Raw genomic sequence first — 15,077 nt, forward strand, 5'->3', positions numbered from 1 at the left:
AGTTTCTTCTTGACAGTCAGAGCAGAACAGCGTAATCCCATATATTCAAACGATTGAATATTTCAAAATCATTTCTGTTCCACCAGACCGGGCCAGTAGCGCTCGATCGCCGTCCACTATCATGACGCGCGCGCCCCGCAGCCCTGTTTAAGAGAGGTACTACCCTGCATGTGGTCTAGATTTGTCGCCCTGCCTGTGTTATTCGCCATCGGCTCCAGCTGCCTCGCTTTGTCTGCGACCCTTCCGTTACGGGAAGGCTGGGAACTCCAATCTGGCTGCAAGACTCCATCGCAAGGGGATGCTATCTCCACTGCCGGCTTCGACGCCAAGGGCTGGTCCACGGTCAATGTGCCGTCGACCGTCCTGGCTGCTCAGGTCGCCTCGGGAGAGTTCAAAGACCCTTACTACAGTGACAACCTCCGCAAGATTCCGGGAACGACTTACCCGGTCGGCGACAATTTTTCCAATCTGCCCATGGCCGCCGATAGCCCTTACCGCTGCAGCTGGTGGTACCGGAAGCAATTTAACGTGCCCGCCGCCGAGAAGGGAAGCAGACTCTGGCTGCGATTTGGCGGCATTAACTACCGGGCCAATCTGTGGGTCAACGGCAAGCGCATCGCCGAGGCGACCCAGGTGGCGGGTGCCTATCGCACGTATGAATTCGATGTTACCGAGAGCGCGCTTCCGGGGAAGACGAATGTCGTCGCGGTCGAGACTTTCGCTCCCACCGAAACCGATCTCGGCATCAACTGGGTCGACTGGAATCCCTGTCCGCCTGACAAAGACATGGGTCTCACTGGAGCCGTAGACTTGGTGAGCAGCGGTCCCGTAACCGTGCGCTCTCCGCTGGTAGTTACCCACATAACCGGCAGTGACGGAGCTGCCGCGGACCTTACCGCCTATGTGCAGCTGCACAACGCTTCTACCGAAGCGGTCAAAGGGAACGTTCTTGCAACCATCGCCGGCGTGTCATTGAAACAGGCGGTCGAGTTACAACCCGGCGAAGACAAGGAAATCCTCTTCGATCCGCAGACTTACCCAGAGCTACACCTCAAGCACCCAGCACTCTGGTGGCCGTATCAGATGGGCTCGCCTCACCTTGAGACAGCGTCGGTCTCCTTTGTAACCGCTGGAAAAGTCTCCGACGAGCAGTCAGTGCGGTTCGGTATTCGGGAAGTTACTTCAGAATTGACGGACAAAGGCTTTCGCCTATTCAAAGTCAACGGCAAGCCGATTCTGATTCGCGGTGCGGGGTGGTCCCAGGACATGCTCCTACGCGAGAATCCGCAGCACCTGGAACAGCAGTTTCGACTCGTCGAAGATATGCACCTGAACACTATCCGTCTCGAAGGGAAGTTAGAGACCGAACATTTTTTCCAGTTGGCAGATGAACAGGGGATTCTCGTGATGCTCGGCTGGTGCTGTTGCGATCAGTGGGAGCACTGGGACAAGTGGACCGCGGAAAATCACGCCGTCTCGACAGCCTCGCTGCGCTCCCAAATGTTGCGACTGCGCCATCACGCCAGCCTGCTCGTATGGCTCAACGGCAGCGATAACCCTCCTCCGGCAGATGTGGAGAAAACCTATCTTGATGTCGAATCTCAAACCCGTTGGCCAAATCCCATCCTGTCTTCCGCCACGCAAGCTCCTACAACGGTGACCGGGAAGAGCGGTGTCAAGATGACGGGTCCTTACGACTACGTCGCGCCGTCCTATTGGCTCACAGATGCGAACCGCTACGGCGGAGCCTACGGCTTCAATACCGAAACCAGTCCCGGCCCGGCGATCCCGACCTTAAGCAGCTTGAAGAAGTTCATTCCTGCAAGCAATATCTGGCCTCCAGACGATATCTGGTCTTTGCACTACGGAGGCGAGGGATTCAAGAAGCTTACCGTTTACAACGAAGCACTCGAGGCGAGCTATGGCCCGGCGAAAGACCTCGACGACTATCTTCGCGTCTCGCAAACCATGGCTTACACCGGCGAACGGGCCATGTTCGAAGCCTATGGCAGGAATAAGTACACTTCGACCGGAGTTATCCAATGGATGCTCAACAACGCTTGGCCATCGATGATCTGGCACTTGTATGACTACTATCTCGATGCCGGCGGCGGATACTACGGCGCCAAGAAAGCCTGCGAGCCCCTCCATGTGCAATATTCGTATGACGATCACAGCGTCTTCGTTGTGAACAGCGACTATCATTCGGCCGGCAAGCTGAATGTCAGCGTGGAACTCTACGATTTGCATATGCAAAAGCTGTATTCTCAGCAGGCGACGGTTGTTCCTGAATCCGACTCGTCTGTGAAAGCTTTGACAATTCCGCAAGAGCAATTCTCCGACAAGTCTCCGATCTATTTTGTCGAGCTGCTGCTCAAAGATGCGCAAGGAGCTACCGTCTCCCGGAACTTCTACTGGGTACCGTCGAAACTCACCGAGTTCGCATGGGAGAAAACCGACTACACTCATACGCCTGCCGTGAGTCATGAGGACCTTACTGCGTTGAGGCAATTGCCGAAGACCAAAATCGAATCTTCCCTGCAGGTTGAGAAGGATGGTACCTGGCGGGTCAACCTGCATAACCCTTCGACGGCGTTGGCCTTCCAGGTGAGCGTGGATGCAGTGGATGCAACCGGGCAGGATATGAGCCCCATGCCTTGGTCGGATAACTATGTCGAGCTGATGCCCGGAGAAACACGCACCCTTAGCGCCAAGCCGCCAGCTGCGAACGCCGGCGCTTCCATTGTGGTCTCCGGATGGAACATCCCTTCGGAAACCTTGAAGGCGGCCCCTCAAAAAAGCGTGCCTCAAAACAGCGCTATGTAGAGTTCGTCCGACCATCTGAACTAGTATTGTCCCTAAACGAAGGAGCTCGATGGCAGGCCCAACGACGCCGGCGACGACCGGCGCAACCCTTAAACGAAGTCTGCGCTTTCGCGACCTCGTTCTCTACGGCATCATTCTCATCCAGCCGACCGCACCGATGCCAAGTTTCGGGGTGATCTACCAGGAAGCTCGCGGCCATGTCGTCACCGCTATCTTATGTGCGCTGGTCGCGATGCTGTTTACCTCGATCAGCTATGGCCGCATGGCCCGCGTCTATCCGGAAGGCGGTTCGGCCTTTATGTATGTGGGACGAGAGTTGCACCCGGCACTCGGCTACATCACCGGCTGGTGCATGGCCATGGATTACATCCTGAATCCCCTGATCTGTACGATCTGGTGCAGCAAGGCCGCCCAGAACTTCTTGCCCGAAATCCCTTATGTTCTCTGGGCGATCTTTTTTGCCGGTTTATTTACTCTCCTCAACCTGCGTGGCGTGGAGACATCGGCGCGTATCAATGCGATGATGGCCGCTGCGCTAGGCGTCGTAATCGTTCTGGTCGTCGCTTCGATCCTCCGGTACCTGCTCAAGTTGCCGCACCAGCCCGGTTCGTTCTATACCACTCCCTTCTATGACCCGTCCACGTTCTCATCCAAGGCGCTCTTTCGAGGGACCTCGATTGCGATCTTGACGTACATCGGCTTCGATGGGATTTCGACTTTGACGGATGAGGCGAAGGACCCTGCCCGCAACATCCCGCGAGCGATTGTGCTGACCTGCCTCATCACCGGCGTGCTGGCCTCGATCGAAGTTTACCTGGCGCAGCTGGTCTGGCCCCGGGGGATGGCGTTCCCGGATGTCGATACCGCTTACGTCAGCATCTCCGGCCGGGCTGGAGGCGTGTTCATGTTTGCGCTCGTCAATGCTTCTCTGCTGCTCGCGACGATTGGCTCGGGAATGGCCTCGCAACTCGGCGCCGCCCGCCTGTTGCTCGCGATGGGCCAGGATGGCGCGATCCCCGGTAAGTTCTTCGGGGCGGTCCATCCCAAAAATCGGATACCGCGGAACAATGTCCTGCTCATCGGAGCGATTTGCTTGGCCGGCGCTCTCGTCTTCAGCTATCAGCTAGGCACGGAGCTGCTTAACTACGGGGCCTTGCTGGCCTTTATGGGAGTCAATGTCGCCTCCGCAGTTCTTGCTTGGCGGGCGGCGAGGCTGAAGCAATGGCTGCCAATCCTCTCGTCACTCTTCGGCTTCGCAGTCTGCTTTTTCATCTGGCTCAACCTCGGTCATCTCGCTCGCATCGTCGGCACGACCTGGGCGGTCGTCGGTATCATCTGCTGGGCGTTCTATGGACGCAAAGCAGGGACAATGCGAAAGGCTTCAACCGGAAACCCGCCCTACTAGACACTTTCGCTTCGAGTCTGCACGACGCATGTCAGTGCGCCATACCCGCCAGAACTCCTCGCATATAAGCGAAGCTGGAGGTCACGCCCGGCATTGGATCATCGCCGTGCACCTCATATTCAAGATCCACGAAGCCGTCGTAGTTGATCGCGGTGAGCGCCTCAAATATGCCGCGAACCGGCATAATACCTTCTCCGACTGCTACCTGGCTTTCTTTACTCTGAAAGTCGGTGAGGTCCTTCATGTGCATGTTGAAAAGCCGGGGTCCTACTTCATGGATTGCCTGGACCACGTCTGTGCCAGCACGGACTGTATGTCCAACATCAATGCAGCATCCGAGGCGAGCATCCATATTCTTGACGGCTTTCAGTACATCGAGCGGCGAATGCCAAAGCTTATCTTCCGGCCCATGATTGTGAATAGCGAATCGGATGTCGTATTCCTTGACGAACTTCTCAATTCGCGGAAGGACTTCGGGCGCGGGATCTCCGGCAACAATCACGGTGATACCCGCCCGTTTGCAATAATCGAACTTGCTTCGAATGTCTGCATCCTCGTCCTTGGGAAAATAGATGGTTCCGGCGGCATGCAGCTTGATCCCGGCCGCGGCATAGTCCGCGAGCGCCTTCGCCTCCTCCCCGGGATCCATAGGAAGGTGGTCCTTCACGTCTTTAGCGTTCAACGCAGAAACCTTGAGCTGCTTCATAAAGCCAATTAGCTGCGTTCGATTGAACTCACGAAAGGTATAGCTGGCGACGCCGAGATGGGTGGGGAGCATCCGCTCCTTTGTGGAGGCTTGCGCGACCGCTTGCGTATCACGCGATGTGAGGGATACTGCCGCGGCAAGAGTACCGGAACCAATGAAGTTGCGACGGGTGAGCTTATTGTTCATAGATGTGCATGTTCTCAAGATGTCCGTCCGACAAATTTCAATCTCTCGGCAGGACGCTTCTCATTATGCTACAAACCAGGCCCTCACGAGTCTGGCGTGCCAGCGATAAAGAACGCCCAAATTCCTGTCGACGGCCCTCGGCGCGTTAGAATTGAAGTGCGCAGAACGGTAATCTGCCTGTTCATTTGAAGGGGTTGTTGTTCCATGTCCAGTGCTCCTGCTCGCCCCCGAGACGTTAGCCCCTCCCGGCCGGAGCCCTTGCCCGTTGTTTCCGGTAAAGCGCGGGAAGCAATCGCCTGGTCCAGTTTTCTCTTTGCCATCCTGCAGAGCATTTGCACCTTCTTTGCCGCCCTGAGTGGTCTCCGTCTGGTGATCGGTATTGGGTCTTTAGCATTAAGCACCGGCGTTGTGACTTCTCTGGAGAGGCTTCATTCGGATTGGATCCGGGTGCCGATGATTGTGGTAGCTCTGGTCGGGGCGCTCCTGAATCTGGTCGTGATCATGCAGATACGACGCCTTCGCAATCGCCCTGCTTCGCGTTGGCGGCAGCGACCTTTGGACCCGCGAAAGCTTCGGATGGAACGCCTGCAGCTCATTCTTTCCTTCGGGACTCTGTCTCTTATCGTGATCGAAGAATACCTGCATTTCCTCAAATGTCATCACCTCTAGCAGCTAGCTACGCACGAACGCACCCGGCAAGTCGCGCCACAAAAACGTAATCTAAGTGTATGAGCAGGATCAAAGTCATTGGTGGTGGTCTCGCCGGCCCCGAGGCCGCCCTCACCGCAGCAAAATTGGGAATTCAGGTAGACCTGTATGAAATGCGGCCGGTCAAGATGACGCCGGCGCATGAGTCGGCAGAGTTTGGCGAGTTGGTTTGTTCGAATTCCTTGAAGTCGGAGAGCGAACACACCGCGCCCTGGCTCCTCAAGCAGGAGATGCGCAGGGCTGGTTCGGAGCTCCTCAAGTGCGCCGATCTAAGCGCTGTTCCTGCCGGCCATGCGCTCGCCGTAGACCGAGTGGAATTCTCAAGGAGAATCGCCGCCGCGATTGCCGCGGAATCCCTCATCTCCGTCCACCGAGAGGAAGTTACCACCCTCGATGCAGAGTCAGGGATTGTCGTTCTGGCGAGCGGGCCGTTAACTTCCTCCGCTCTCGCCGCCGAGATCGTCAGGCTTACCGGCAGCGAACACCTTGCTTTCTATGACTCAATCAGCCCGATCGTAGAGGCTGACTCGATCGATATGGAGCAGGTCTATTTCGCCGCCCGATACGACAAAGGAACTGCCGACTACATCAATTGCCCGATGACTCGCGAGCAGTACGACGCTTTCTACGACGCGTTAATGGCTGCAGAACAGGTGCAGGAGAAAGAGTGGGAAAACCTCGCTTATTTCCAGGCCTGCCTTCCGATTGAGCAGCTTGCCCGGAGTGGACGCGACACTCTACGCTTCGGCCCGATGAAACCTGTCGGTTTACGCAATCCTCGCACCGGAGAAACGCCCCACGCAGTGGTGCAGCTGCGATGCGAGAATCTGCGAGCAGACTCTTACAACCTCGTCGGCTTTCAGAACCACCTTAAGTTCGGCGAACAGGCGCGTATCCTGCGGATGATTCCGGGGCTTGAGCATGCCAAGTTCCTTCGCTACGGCCAAATCCATCGCAATACCTATATCAACTCGCCGACCGTGCTTACCGAGAAACTTCACCTTCGTAGTTGGCCAAACATTTTTATCGCCGGGCAGCTCTCTGGCGTAGAGGGTTATACCGAATCGATCGCCACTGGGATGCTGGCAGGAATGTACGCAGCGGCGGCGGCCGATGGCGTTGAGATCGCCACTATCCCACGCGAGACGGCGTTGGGCTCGCTGGTGAACTACATCAATCATGCCGAAGCCAAGCGCTTCCAGCCAGCCAACATCACCTTCGACCTGCTGCCTCCGCTCGAAGAATCCGTTCGCAAGAAAATCCGTGACAAACGCGAGCGGCACCGTCTGCAATGCGAGCATGCCCTGCAGCGATTTGACGAATGGCTGATGCAGTTAAGAATCGCAACATCCCATCGACAGGTCTGCTGAAAAGCGGTCCGGCTTCGAGAATGCATCTAACGCGCAGAGACCCCAATATGACTGAGCCGCTGTCGCATCTTCGCTCCCACATTGAGATCATCGCGAAACATGAGCAGGAGTTTCTGGAGCGCCGTACCCGGTCGGAACGGCTGGGCGATTCGCTCGGGACGTTTATCGGCAGCTTGACCTTCGTTGCAATTCATCTCTGCTGGTTTTCCGCCTGGATATTGTTCAATGTATTCCCGCTCGGGATCCAGCACTTCGACCCATTCCCATTTTCCCTTCTGGATTCGATTGTCGCCTTGGAGGCGATCTTTCTGGCCAGTTTTATCGTGATGCGACAAAGCCGGGCGAGCCGGCGCTCGGATGAGCGCGATCACCTCATGTTGCAGATCCTCATGCTGACAGAAAGAGAAATCACGGCCGTGCTCGGCGTAGAGCGCCTGCTCGCTGCCAGAATGGGACTCAAAGAAGTTGAAGCCAACGAAGAGATCGAGCAACTGAGCCAGGAAACATCAATCGACGAAGTTGCTCAAACGCTTCAAGAGCACTTGACTGAGGATTGAGTTACTGCGAGTTACTGAGCATTCAATCACTGAGGATGTGTTCTTTCCGCGGGAGCATCGTTGTTCGATCCCCGACTGCACTCGCACTCCGGCGCTCTTGAATCCGCCCGCTCAACGATTCCCCGTGAGACTAACCCGCGAGCTGAACCCTCAAGATGAAAGATACGAGCGCTGAGTCTGGTCAGCTCCGGAGGTCTGCCTTCTGAGCTAAAAGCTTGTACGCATCCCTTACCCTGCTTCTCGGTGTATTGTGTTCGCATGACTTCACTCTCGCCGCTTGATGCGCTCGGTCCGGCATTCCGCCGAACCCGCGAAGTGCTGGCGCAGCCTTTCCGGCTTGGGTTCTTTCTAAAGATTGCCCTTGTGGCGGCCCTGACCCAGCCAAGCTTCTACTCGATGTCGCTCTCCTATCCAACCCAGGGAGCCCAGTTTGCGGTTCTCCCGCACCTGGGCGGTCGCTCGAGTTTCGGGGAGTCGAGTTTTGCTGATCACTTTCTGACAGCGCCGCGATTAGCTGTCTTTGGGGCGGCTGCCTTGGTCGTCGGAGTGCTCTTCGCGCTGGCGGTATGGATCGTGCTCGCCTATCTATACTGCCGGCTGCGTTTCACGCTCTTCGACCTGGTTGTTTTTAAACGAGGCCGGGTCCGGCAGGCGTGGTCGGAGTATGGACACCCGGCTTGGCGCTACTTCGGCTTGGTGATCCTGGTTTCGCTTGCGTTTATGGTAGTTGCGGCTTTGATCCTGGGGCCAGTGGTGCTGAACCTCGTCCGGGTGATGCGGCCGTTGATCGCGGCGGGTACGAATGCCAATCCATTTCCCGTTCTCGGAGCTATGCTGCCTCTCATTGCAGCGATCTTTGGCGTAGTGGCCCTTTGGGCGGTGATCGATGCCTTGATGCAGGACTTTCTGCTGCCCCCGATGGCGATCGAAGATGCTCCGCTGGAGTCGGCATTTGCCAGATTTTTTACCTTGCTGAAGAACAGTTTTGGCTCGGTGGTGCTGTATGTTCTGCTGCGGTTTGCGGTAGGGATCGGCTTGAATTGGATATTGCTGTTGATCGTATTCGTCGGACTGTTGATAGCCGGCCTGGCTATTTTCGGGGTCGGCTTCTTGCTCTACCACGCCCTGTGGGCGAGCGTTCTTGGGCAGGTCGTCTGTGTTGCCCTGGCAATCGTGGTCGGATTCGCAGTCATTGTTGTTTATTTGGCGGCGATGGTCAGTGTTTTCGGGATCTCGGCTGTATTCAAACAGTCCTATGCGGTGTATTTCTTTGGCGGAAGATACTCAGCACTCGGAATCAGGCTTGAGCCGCCGCCAACGTTGGCATCGGTCGACCTCATTCCGCCGATGCCGGCGAATGAACCGCCGACAGATCTTTTCCCGTCTGGCGACACTCCGGCCGTCTGGTGACCAGAGAGAACGCCGGGCATCCCCCTACGGCTGGCCCTTCTGGTTTCTCGCGCGAACTTTGAACCAGATAGGAGAGCCTTCAAAGCCGAATGCGGCACGAACCTGGTTTTCGAGGAAGCGCTCGAACGAGAAGTGTAGCTTCACCAGCCGGTTGGCAAAGAGGATGAAGGTGGGGGGCGCCACCGCTGCTTGGGTCATGTAGTAAATGCGAATCTTCTGCGCCATCGGCACCCCGGCGCGCTGGAAGTCGACCTGTTCGAGGAACCGGTTCATCTGCCCGGTGGTAACGCGTTTCCGGCGCTCCTTGGCGACATGGTCGGTGACTTCAAGGACCTTCTTGAGATTATTGCCCCGCGACGCCGAGATGAAGATGAGCGGCGCGTAGTGGAGATATTTGAGCGCGTGCCGAACCTGCTCCTCGAAGACGTCCTTGTCGGCAGGCGGCTTTCCATCCGTCCGGGCGGTGGTCACCAGGTCCCACTTGTTGATCACGATCACGATCGACCGGCCGCTTTCATGGGCGTAACCGCCGATTGTCGCGTCAGCAGCGGTAACCCCCTCTTGCGCATCGATCACCAGCAGGGCAACGTCGGCGGCTTCGAGATGGCGGCGGGCCATCACCACGGAGAGCTTCTCGGCCATCTCGTGGGTCTTGCCCTTGCGGCGGATACCGGCAGTGTCGACAATGCGGAATCGGGAACCCTGGTAGTCGATGACTTCGTCGACGGCGTCCCGAGTCGTGCCGGCAATCGGGGAGACGATGGCGCGGCTGGTTCCAGTAAGGGCATTGAGCAGCGTGGATTTACCGACGTTGGGGCGTCCAATGATGGCGACTTTGGTCTCGAACTGCTCGAATTCGCCGTGAGTTCTGTGGAGATTCCGTTCGTCTTCTTCCGCGGCTTCAACCTCACTCGCGGCTGTCACTTCATCGACCGGCGCTTCAACTATAGGAAGCGCCTCGAAGACCGCATCGAGCAGGTCGCCGATGCCAAGGGAGTGTTCGGAGGAGATGGGGAAGATGGTTTTGAAGCCGAGTCGGCGGTAGTTTTCAGCGGCAGCGGTCATCTGCTGGGTGTCGATTTTGTTGACCGCCAGCATGACCGGCTTGCCGCCGCGCAGCAGAAACTTGGCGAGGTCGTAGTCGGGCGAAGCAAGTTCGGTCCGTCCATCGACGACCATCACGATCACGTCAGCCTCGTCGAGCGCGACGCGGGCCTGACGGTGAATCTCTGATGGGATCAGCGCCTCGTCGTCGGGAACCATGCCGCCGGTGTCGACGATGCGCGCGGCCCGGCCCATCCAGCGGACCTCGCCATAGATGCGGTCGCGGGTGATGCCTGGTTCGTCTCCGACAATCGACCGGCGGGTTTCGGTGAGCTTATTAAAGAGCGTGGACTTACCGACATTTGGCCGCCCGCATATGGCGAAGAGCGGCTCGTGATCGGCGCTGCCCGGTTTATCGGGCACATCCCGGCGGTCCTTGCGGGCCTTTGACGGGGTTGGAGCGTAGAAGGCGAGGTCGGCTTCGGCGACTTGCTCGGGCTCGGGCTTCGCAGCGACCGGGCGCTTGCGGCGAGCTGATTTGGTCAGGAATCTGACTGGCTTCGCTTCGACAGCGTCGGTGCTCGCGGCTTTCTTGGGGCGCGGGGCGGCATGGCCCCGGCGGACGGCTTTCTCTTTGGCGGCTACTTTGCGGGCTGTCTTCTTAGCGCCGTCGCGATTTCTTTTGACTGCTTTCAATGTTTCTACCTATTTGAATGGTACAGATACCTCAGTGAAACTGCCTGGAGTTGCAGCATCCTAGGCTGTTGCGTAACTCAATGCAGCAGATCGCTGCAAGATGCAGAACGGCCACGCTTGAGAAACGACCTCACTTTAGGCCGCACAACCATCGCCCGAAACGCTGCAGATAAACGTCTGTCTCGATTATCCTGCTATCACTGACGGTGCAATTCGGCCGCCGCCAAAGGAGCTACTGGCGCGATTGATCTCTGCGAAGAACACCATGATATCGTTCGAATCAATGCCGGCGTTGTCGAGCGCTTCGACCAAGCCTGCCAGCAGACGCGTCTTCTTGTCGGCCTCAGTCCCGGAAGACACAAGGACTTCGATCATCAATATCCTTTCCGTTCGGGGTTTCGGCAAACCAGGATAGGTAAGATCGACTCTCAGGTCGGCCTGCTCAAGAGAAAGAAAGCGTTGAAACATGTCGTCGTCGGGATACCCTGCCTTAACGCTTGCTTCGTGTATGGCACGGGAGATCGCATTTTTTTCGTCAGCGGTTCTGCCCGCTTTCATTGTGACAGTGAACAATGGCATGAGAGTTTCAATCATAAAGGATTCCATAAGCCAACGTGCACTGCCGAACGTCCGGCAGCAACAATGCGATCGTCCAGGAACTGCCGCCATTGGTCATTAAGACCTTCCAAGTACGACTAAGGAGGTTCTGCGATTCGTCAGGTCTTGTTGGTATCGGATGTTCTTGTCGGTGGTCGATGACTTCGAATCCAGCTAGTTCAGCCGCATCGATCACGGTACCACTGGCGAGTTCCTCCCACTATGGGAACGCGCTTCCTTTAGCGTATGGCCTAGGAGATAGCTGGCTAGACCCGCGGCGTTCGTTATCGAAGAATCAACACCGCACGGCGCAGCAGCATTAGATATGCTGTTGTCGCGAATGCGAGCGCGAGCGCTGAAATCGTTAACGAAATAGGATCAGTCATGTTCGCCGCTTCTCTATTATAGGAATAAGCGATGCTGATCAGGATCGCGGATTCCGTCCACTTGCCAATCGACTCCCCAACAGCGACTGCGATCCCATCCCTCTACGACTTCTTCGCGCCGGGCGGCCTGCTCTCGCGTTCGACGCTGCCTTACGAATTTCGCAAAGGGCAGTTGGAGATGGCGCAGGCGGTCGAGCGTGCGCTCGATGAAAAAAGCCATTTGATCGTCGAAGCGGGTACCGGCACCGGTAAGACGCTCGCCTATCTCCTGCCGGCGTTGCGTTCGGGACGCCGAGTGATCATTTCCACGGGCACGAAGAACCTGCAGGAGCAGCTATTTTTCAAAGATGTGCCGTTTCTTGAGTCTCTGCTTGGGCCGCTGAGCGTTTGCTATATGAAAGGCCGAACAAACTACCTCTGCCGGCACAAGCTCTATCAGATCACCAAGCAGCCAATCCTCAATGGCCTCGAGGAGATCAGCCAATATAACGCCATCGCCGAGTGGGAGAAGACGACCGAGACCGGCGACCGGGCTGAGATCGATGAGCTGCCGGAGGCGAGTCCGCTCTGGGCGAAGCTGGACGCGCGGAGCGAGGCTTGTCTTGGTTCATCCTGTCCGGACTACGAGCGCTGCTTCATAACCGAGATGCGGCGCAGGGCGCAGGAAAGTGATGTCATCATCGTCAACCATCACTTGTTTTTCGCCGATCTGGCGGTGAAGCAGCAGGCGCAGAATGCTCCTGACGCCGGAGTGCTGCCGGAGGCGAGCGCCGTGATCTTCGACGAGGCGCATGAGCTCGAAGACGTCGCCTCGAGCTACTTCGGCATCAGCGTCAGCAACGTAAAGTTCGAAGAACTGGTTCGAGACCTGGAGATCACGCTGCGGTCGAAGTCTTCGCTCGGTGGTTCCGTGCAGTCGGCCGGGCAATTGCTGCGGGAGCGGGCGCGCATGCTCTTCGCGGTCCTGCCTATCGGCATTGGCTACGGCGGCGGAGAGGGGCGAATGGCCTTCGAGGGCCGGGAGGAGTTTCTCGAGGCGCAGGGCGACATCTATTTGGGCGTGATGAACGCGCTGCATCGCCTCGAGGGGGAACTCGAGAGGTTGCGCGGTGTGGAGGAAGCGTCCGCGCTGCGTAAACGCACGGCTGGGATCCGCGAGCAGCTGAAGTTCCTGATGGAAGCGGACAGCAATAATACGGTCTTCTGGATCGAGCGTCGCGCTGGCCGTGGACGTGAAGGTGGCAGGAATACGTTTCTACAGGCCACGCCGATCGATATCTCCGAGCTCCTCGGCGAGGTGCTTTTTGAGAATTTTCCAACCGTGGTCCTGACCTCCGCAACCATGACCGTACAGAGCGGCTTCGCCCACCTTCGTAAGCGTTTGGGGATGCAATCGGCACGGGAGTTGGTCGTGCCCTCGCATTTCAAATACGACCAGCAGGCCATCTTGTATCTTCCAGCCGACATGCCCGACCCGCGCGATCCAGGCTTTCAGGATGCCGCGGTCAAGCGGATCCGGCAGGTACTGGAAATTACCAAAGGCCGCGCCTTTTGCCTTTTCACCAGCTATAGCCAGATGCGGGACTTTTACGAGCGACTCCTCGTGCAGCTGAGCTATCCGCTTCTCTTACAGGGAACGGCGCCCCGCAAGGCGCTGCTGGAGGAGTTCAAGGTAACTCCAAACGCGGTGCTGTTTGGGACTTCAAGCTTCTGGCAAGGCGTCGATGTGCAGGGGGAAGCTTTGAGTTGCGTCATCGTCGACCGGCTGCCTTTCGCGGTCCCCAGCGATCCCGTAGTCGCGGCCCGCATGAAGGCCATCGAGGCTGGCGGTGGCGCACCTTTCTTCGACTACCAGGTGCCGTCAGCGGTGATTACGTTGAAACAGGGCTTTGGCCGGCTCATTCGATCGCTCGAAGACCGTGGCGTCCTGATGCTGCTCGACCCTAGAATTCAACGGCAGCGGTACGGGCGGGTTTTTCTGGAGAGCCTGCCCCCATACCGGACGACCACCGATATTCGTCTCGTGGAACAATTTTTCGAAGCGGGTGCAGTCGCTTCGAAATCAGCGCCGGGAGCGTCGTAGGATTGGCAATAGGTGGCGGTATGTCTCGCAATCTCTATGTCCTCGGTGCGACGCTCTTCGTATTTGCAGTCATCTCCTTTGGCATGACCTTTACCACCGGGCCCTACCAGATCGGGCTGCCCGGGAACGGCTCGCTGTGGAAGACGGTCGCGCTCTTCGTGCTGCTGGCAGCGCTGCTTTCAGTCTTAGCCGGGGTGATGACGCATATGTTCGAGCAGGTGGACCGGCGGGCAGCGCAGCGAGCGGCAAGAGAGCGGGAGGGGCGCCGTTAGATCGTCTTCACTTCAGGTACATACAAGGGAATTGGTCAGGGCGTCGCGGGCGGCCAGGCGCGAAAGTCGTCAGCCGCCCGATTTGCCAGGCAAAAGCCAGGCACAATAATCATTATTGAGGCTGGGGAACGATGCGCAGGTACGGCTTTACCGTCTTCCAGCCGTCGGCGTACTTCTCCCTCGCCTCTTCATCGGAGACCGAGGGTAAGATGATCACGTCTTCGCCTTGCTGCCAGTTGGCCGGAGTCGCCACCTTGTGTTTCGCGGTCAGCTGCATAGAATCCAGCACTCGCAGGATCTCTGGAAAATTGCGGCCGGTGCTCATCGGGTAGCTCAGCTGCAGCTTGATCCGCTTATCCGGGCCGATGATGAAGACGGTTCGGACGGTCGCATTATTGGCCGCTGTCCGGCCTTCTGAGCTGGCGCCCGCGTCGGCGGGAAGCATGTCGTAAAGCTTGGCAATCTTGAGCTCCGGGTCGCCGATCATTGGATAGTCGACGCGATGACCCTGCGTCTCCTCGATATCGACAGCCCACTTCCCGTGGCTGGAAACGGGATCGACGCTTAAGCCGATGACCTTGCAATGGCGCTTCTGAAATTCGGGATAGAGGCCGGCGACGCTTCCGAGTTCCGTGGTGCAGACCGGGGTAAAGTCCTTCGGATGAGAAAAGAGCACCGCCCATCCATCTCCAATCCATTCGTGGAAATGGATCGTTCCTTGGGTCGTCTCCGCGGTGAAATCTGGGGCAATGTCGTTAATCCTGAGTGACACGCAAAATCTCCTTCTTGCTTGTTTCTTATCGTTAGACGTCTTCAAGCGCCGGTTAGCAG

12 protein-coding genes are annotated in these 15,077 nt (G+C 57.4%); 8 read left to right on the forward strand and 4 right to left on the reverse strand.

The window, feature by feature from the left end; genetic code table 11:
* Window positions 1-168: 168 nt before the first annotated feature.
* Window positions 169-2,826, forward strand: coding sequence for a glycoside hydrolase family 2 protein (locus ACPOL_RS22220; RefSeq protein WP_114208988.1), 2,658 nt, complete (start codon window positions 169-171; stop codon window positions 2,824-2,826).
* Window positions 2,827-2,875: 49 nt separating this feature from the next.
* Window positions 2,876-4,231: an APC family permease gene (locus ACPOL_RS22225; protein ID WP_114208989.1), complete on the forward strand. Its 1,356-nt coding sequence runs from the start codon at window positions 2,876-2,878 to the stop codon at window positions 4,229-4,231.
* Window positions 4,232-4,262: 31 nt separating this feature from the next.
* Here the strand turns inward: ACPOL_RS22225 and ACPOL_RS22230 are convergent, their stop codons facing one another.
* Window positions 4,263-5,123 carry a sugar phosphate isomerase/epimerase family protein gene (locus tag ACPOL_RS22230; RefSeq protein WP_114208990.1) on the reverse strand — a complete coding sequence of 287 codons (861 nt, stop codon included), beginning with the start codon at window positions 5,121-5,123 and terminating at the stop codon, window positions 4,263-4,265.
* 204 nt (window positions 5,124-5,327) lie between these two features.
* Here ACPOL_RS22230 and ACPOL_RS22235 point away from each other — a divergent pair, with 204 nt between their 5' ends.
* The 4 genes from ACPOL_RS22235 (at window position 5,328) to ACPOL_RS22250 (ending at window position 9,168) form a co-directional block, all read left to right on the forward strand.
* On the forward strand, window positions 5,328-5,792 hold the full coding sequence (locus ACPOL_RS22235; protein WP_114208991.1) for a hypothetical protein: 465 nt from the start codon (window positions 5,328-5,330) through the stop codon (window positions 5,790-5,792).
* Between the two features lie 59 nt (window positions 5,793-5,851).
* On the forward strand, window positions 5,852-7,201 hold the full coding sequence (trmFO, locus tag ACPOL_RS22240; RefSeq protein ID WP_114208992.1) for a methylenetetrahydrofolate--tRNA-(uracil(54)-C(5))-methyltransferase (FADH(2)-oxidizing) TrmFO: 1,350 nt from the start codon (window positions 5,852-5,854) through the stop codon (window positions 7,199-7,201).
* 47 nt (window positions 7,202-7,248) lie between these two features.
* Window positions 7,249-7,758, forward strand: coding sequence for a DUF1003 domain-containing protein (locus ACPOL_RS22245; RefSeq protein WP_114208993.1), 510 nt, complete (start codon window positions 7,249-7,251; stop codon window positions 7,756-7,758).
* Between the two features lie 258 nt (window positions 7,759-8,016).
* On the forward strand, window positions 8,017-9,168 hold the full coding sequence (locus ACPOL_RS22250; RefSeq protein ID WP_114208994.1) for a DUF7544 domain-containing protein: 1,152 nt from the start codon (window positions 8,017-8,019) through the stop codon (window positions 9,166-9,168).
* A gap of 24 nt (window positions 9,169-9,192) precedes the next feature.
* Here the strand turns inward: ACPOL_RS22250 and der are convergent, their stop codons facing one another.
* Both der and ACPOL_RS22260 read right to left on the reverse strand, forming a co-directional pair.
* Window positions 9,193-10,908, reverse strand: coding sequence for a ribosome biogenesis GTPase Der (der, locus tag ACPOL_RS22255; protein ID WP_114208995.1), 1,716 nt, complete (start codon window positions 10,906-10,908; stop codon window positions 9,193-9,195).
* Between the two features lie 186 nt (window positions 10,909-11,094).
* Window positions 11,095-11,502 carry a tautomerase family protein gene (locus ACPOL_RS22260; protein WP_161557516.1) on the reverse strand — a complete coding sequence of 136 codons (408 nt, stop codon included), beginning with the start codon at window positions 11,500-11,502 and terminating at the stop codon, window positions 11,095-11,097.
* Window positions 11,503-11,922: 420 nt separating this feature from the next.
* On the opposite strand from ACPOL_RS22260, the gene ACPOL_RS22265 reads away from it, so the two are divergent.
* Both ACPOL_RS22265 and ACPOL_RS22270 read left to right on the forward strand, forming a co-directional pair.
* A complete protein-coding gene (locus ACPOL_RS22265) occupies window positions 11,923-13,974 on the forward strand; it encodes a DNA repair helicase YoaA (protein WP_114208997.1) in 2,052 nt (683 codons plus the stop codon).
* Between the two features lie 20 nt (window positions 13,975-13,994).
* Window positions 13,995-14,246 (forward strand): hypothetical protein, encoded by a 252-nt coding sequence (locus ACPOL_RS22270; protein ID WP_114208998.1) that lies wholly within the window; start codon window positions 13,995-13,997, stop codon window positions 14,244-14,246.
* Window positions 14,247-14,358: 112 nt separating this feature from the next.
* Here the strand turns inward: ACPOL_RS22270 and ACPOL_RS22275 are convergent, their stop codons facing one another.
* A complete protein-coding gene (locus ACPOL_RS22275; protein WP_114208999.1) occupies window positions 14,359-15,018 on the reverse strand; it encodes a peroxiredoxin in 660 nt (219 codons plus the stop codon).
* Between the last annotated feature and the right edge of the window lie 59 nt (window positions 15,019-15,077).

Origin of the sequence: Acidisarcina polymorpha (genome assembly GCF_003330725.1) — a bacterium.
In the GTDB taxonomy this organism is placed as follows: domain Bacteria; phylum Acidobacteriota; class Terriglobia; order Terriglobales; family Acidobacteriaceae; genus Acidisarcina; species Acidisarcina polymorpha.

Excerpts from the sequence above, each read along its gene's own strand:
- ACPOL_RS22270 (WP_114208998.1), top strand. The coding sequence starts at position 13,995 with ATGTCTCGCAATCTCTATGTCCTCGGTGCGACGCTCTTCGTATTTGCA.
- ACPOL_RS22260 (WP_161557516.1), bottom strand. The coding sequence starts at position 11,502 with ATGATTGAAACTCTCATGCCATTGTTCACTGTCACAATGAAAGCGGGC.
- ACPOL_RS22245 (WP_114208993.1), top strand. The coding sequence starts at position 7,249 with ATGACTGAGCCGCTGTCGCATCTTCGCTCCCACATTGAGATCATCGCG.
- ACPOL_RS22265 (WP_114208997.1), top strand. The coding sequence starts at position 11,923 with ATGCTGATCAGGATCGCGGATTCCGTCCACTTGCCAATCGACTCCCCA.
- ACPOL_RS22250 (WP_114208994.1), top strand. The coding sequence starts at position 8,017 with ATGACTTCACTCTCGCCGCTTGATGCGCTCGGTCCGGCATTCCGCCGA.
- trmFO (WP_114208992.1), top strand. The coding sequence starts at position 5,852 with ATGAGCAGGATCAAAGTCATTGGTGGTGGTCTCGCCGGCCCCGAGGCC.
- ACPOL_RS22230 (WP_114208990.1), bottom strand. The coding sequence starts at position 5,123 with ATGAACAATAAGCTCACCCGTCGCAACTTCATTGGTTCCGGTACTCTT.
- ACPOL_RS22225 (WP_114208989.1), top strand. The coding sequence starts at position 2,876 with ATGGCAGGCCCAACGACGCCGGCGACGACCGGCGCAACCCTTAAACGA.
- ACPOL_RS22220 (WP_114208988.1), top strand. The coding sequence starts at position 169 with ATGTGGTCTAGATTTGTCGCCCTGCCTGTGTTATTCGCCATCGGCTCC.
- ACPOL_RS22235 (WP_114208991.1), top strand. The coding sequence starts at position 5,328 with ATGTCCAGTGCTCCTGCTCGCCCCCGAGACGTTAGCCCCTCCCGGCCG.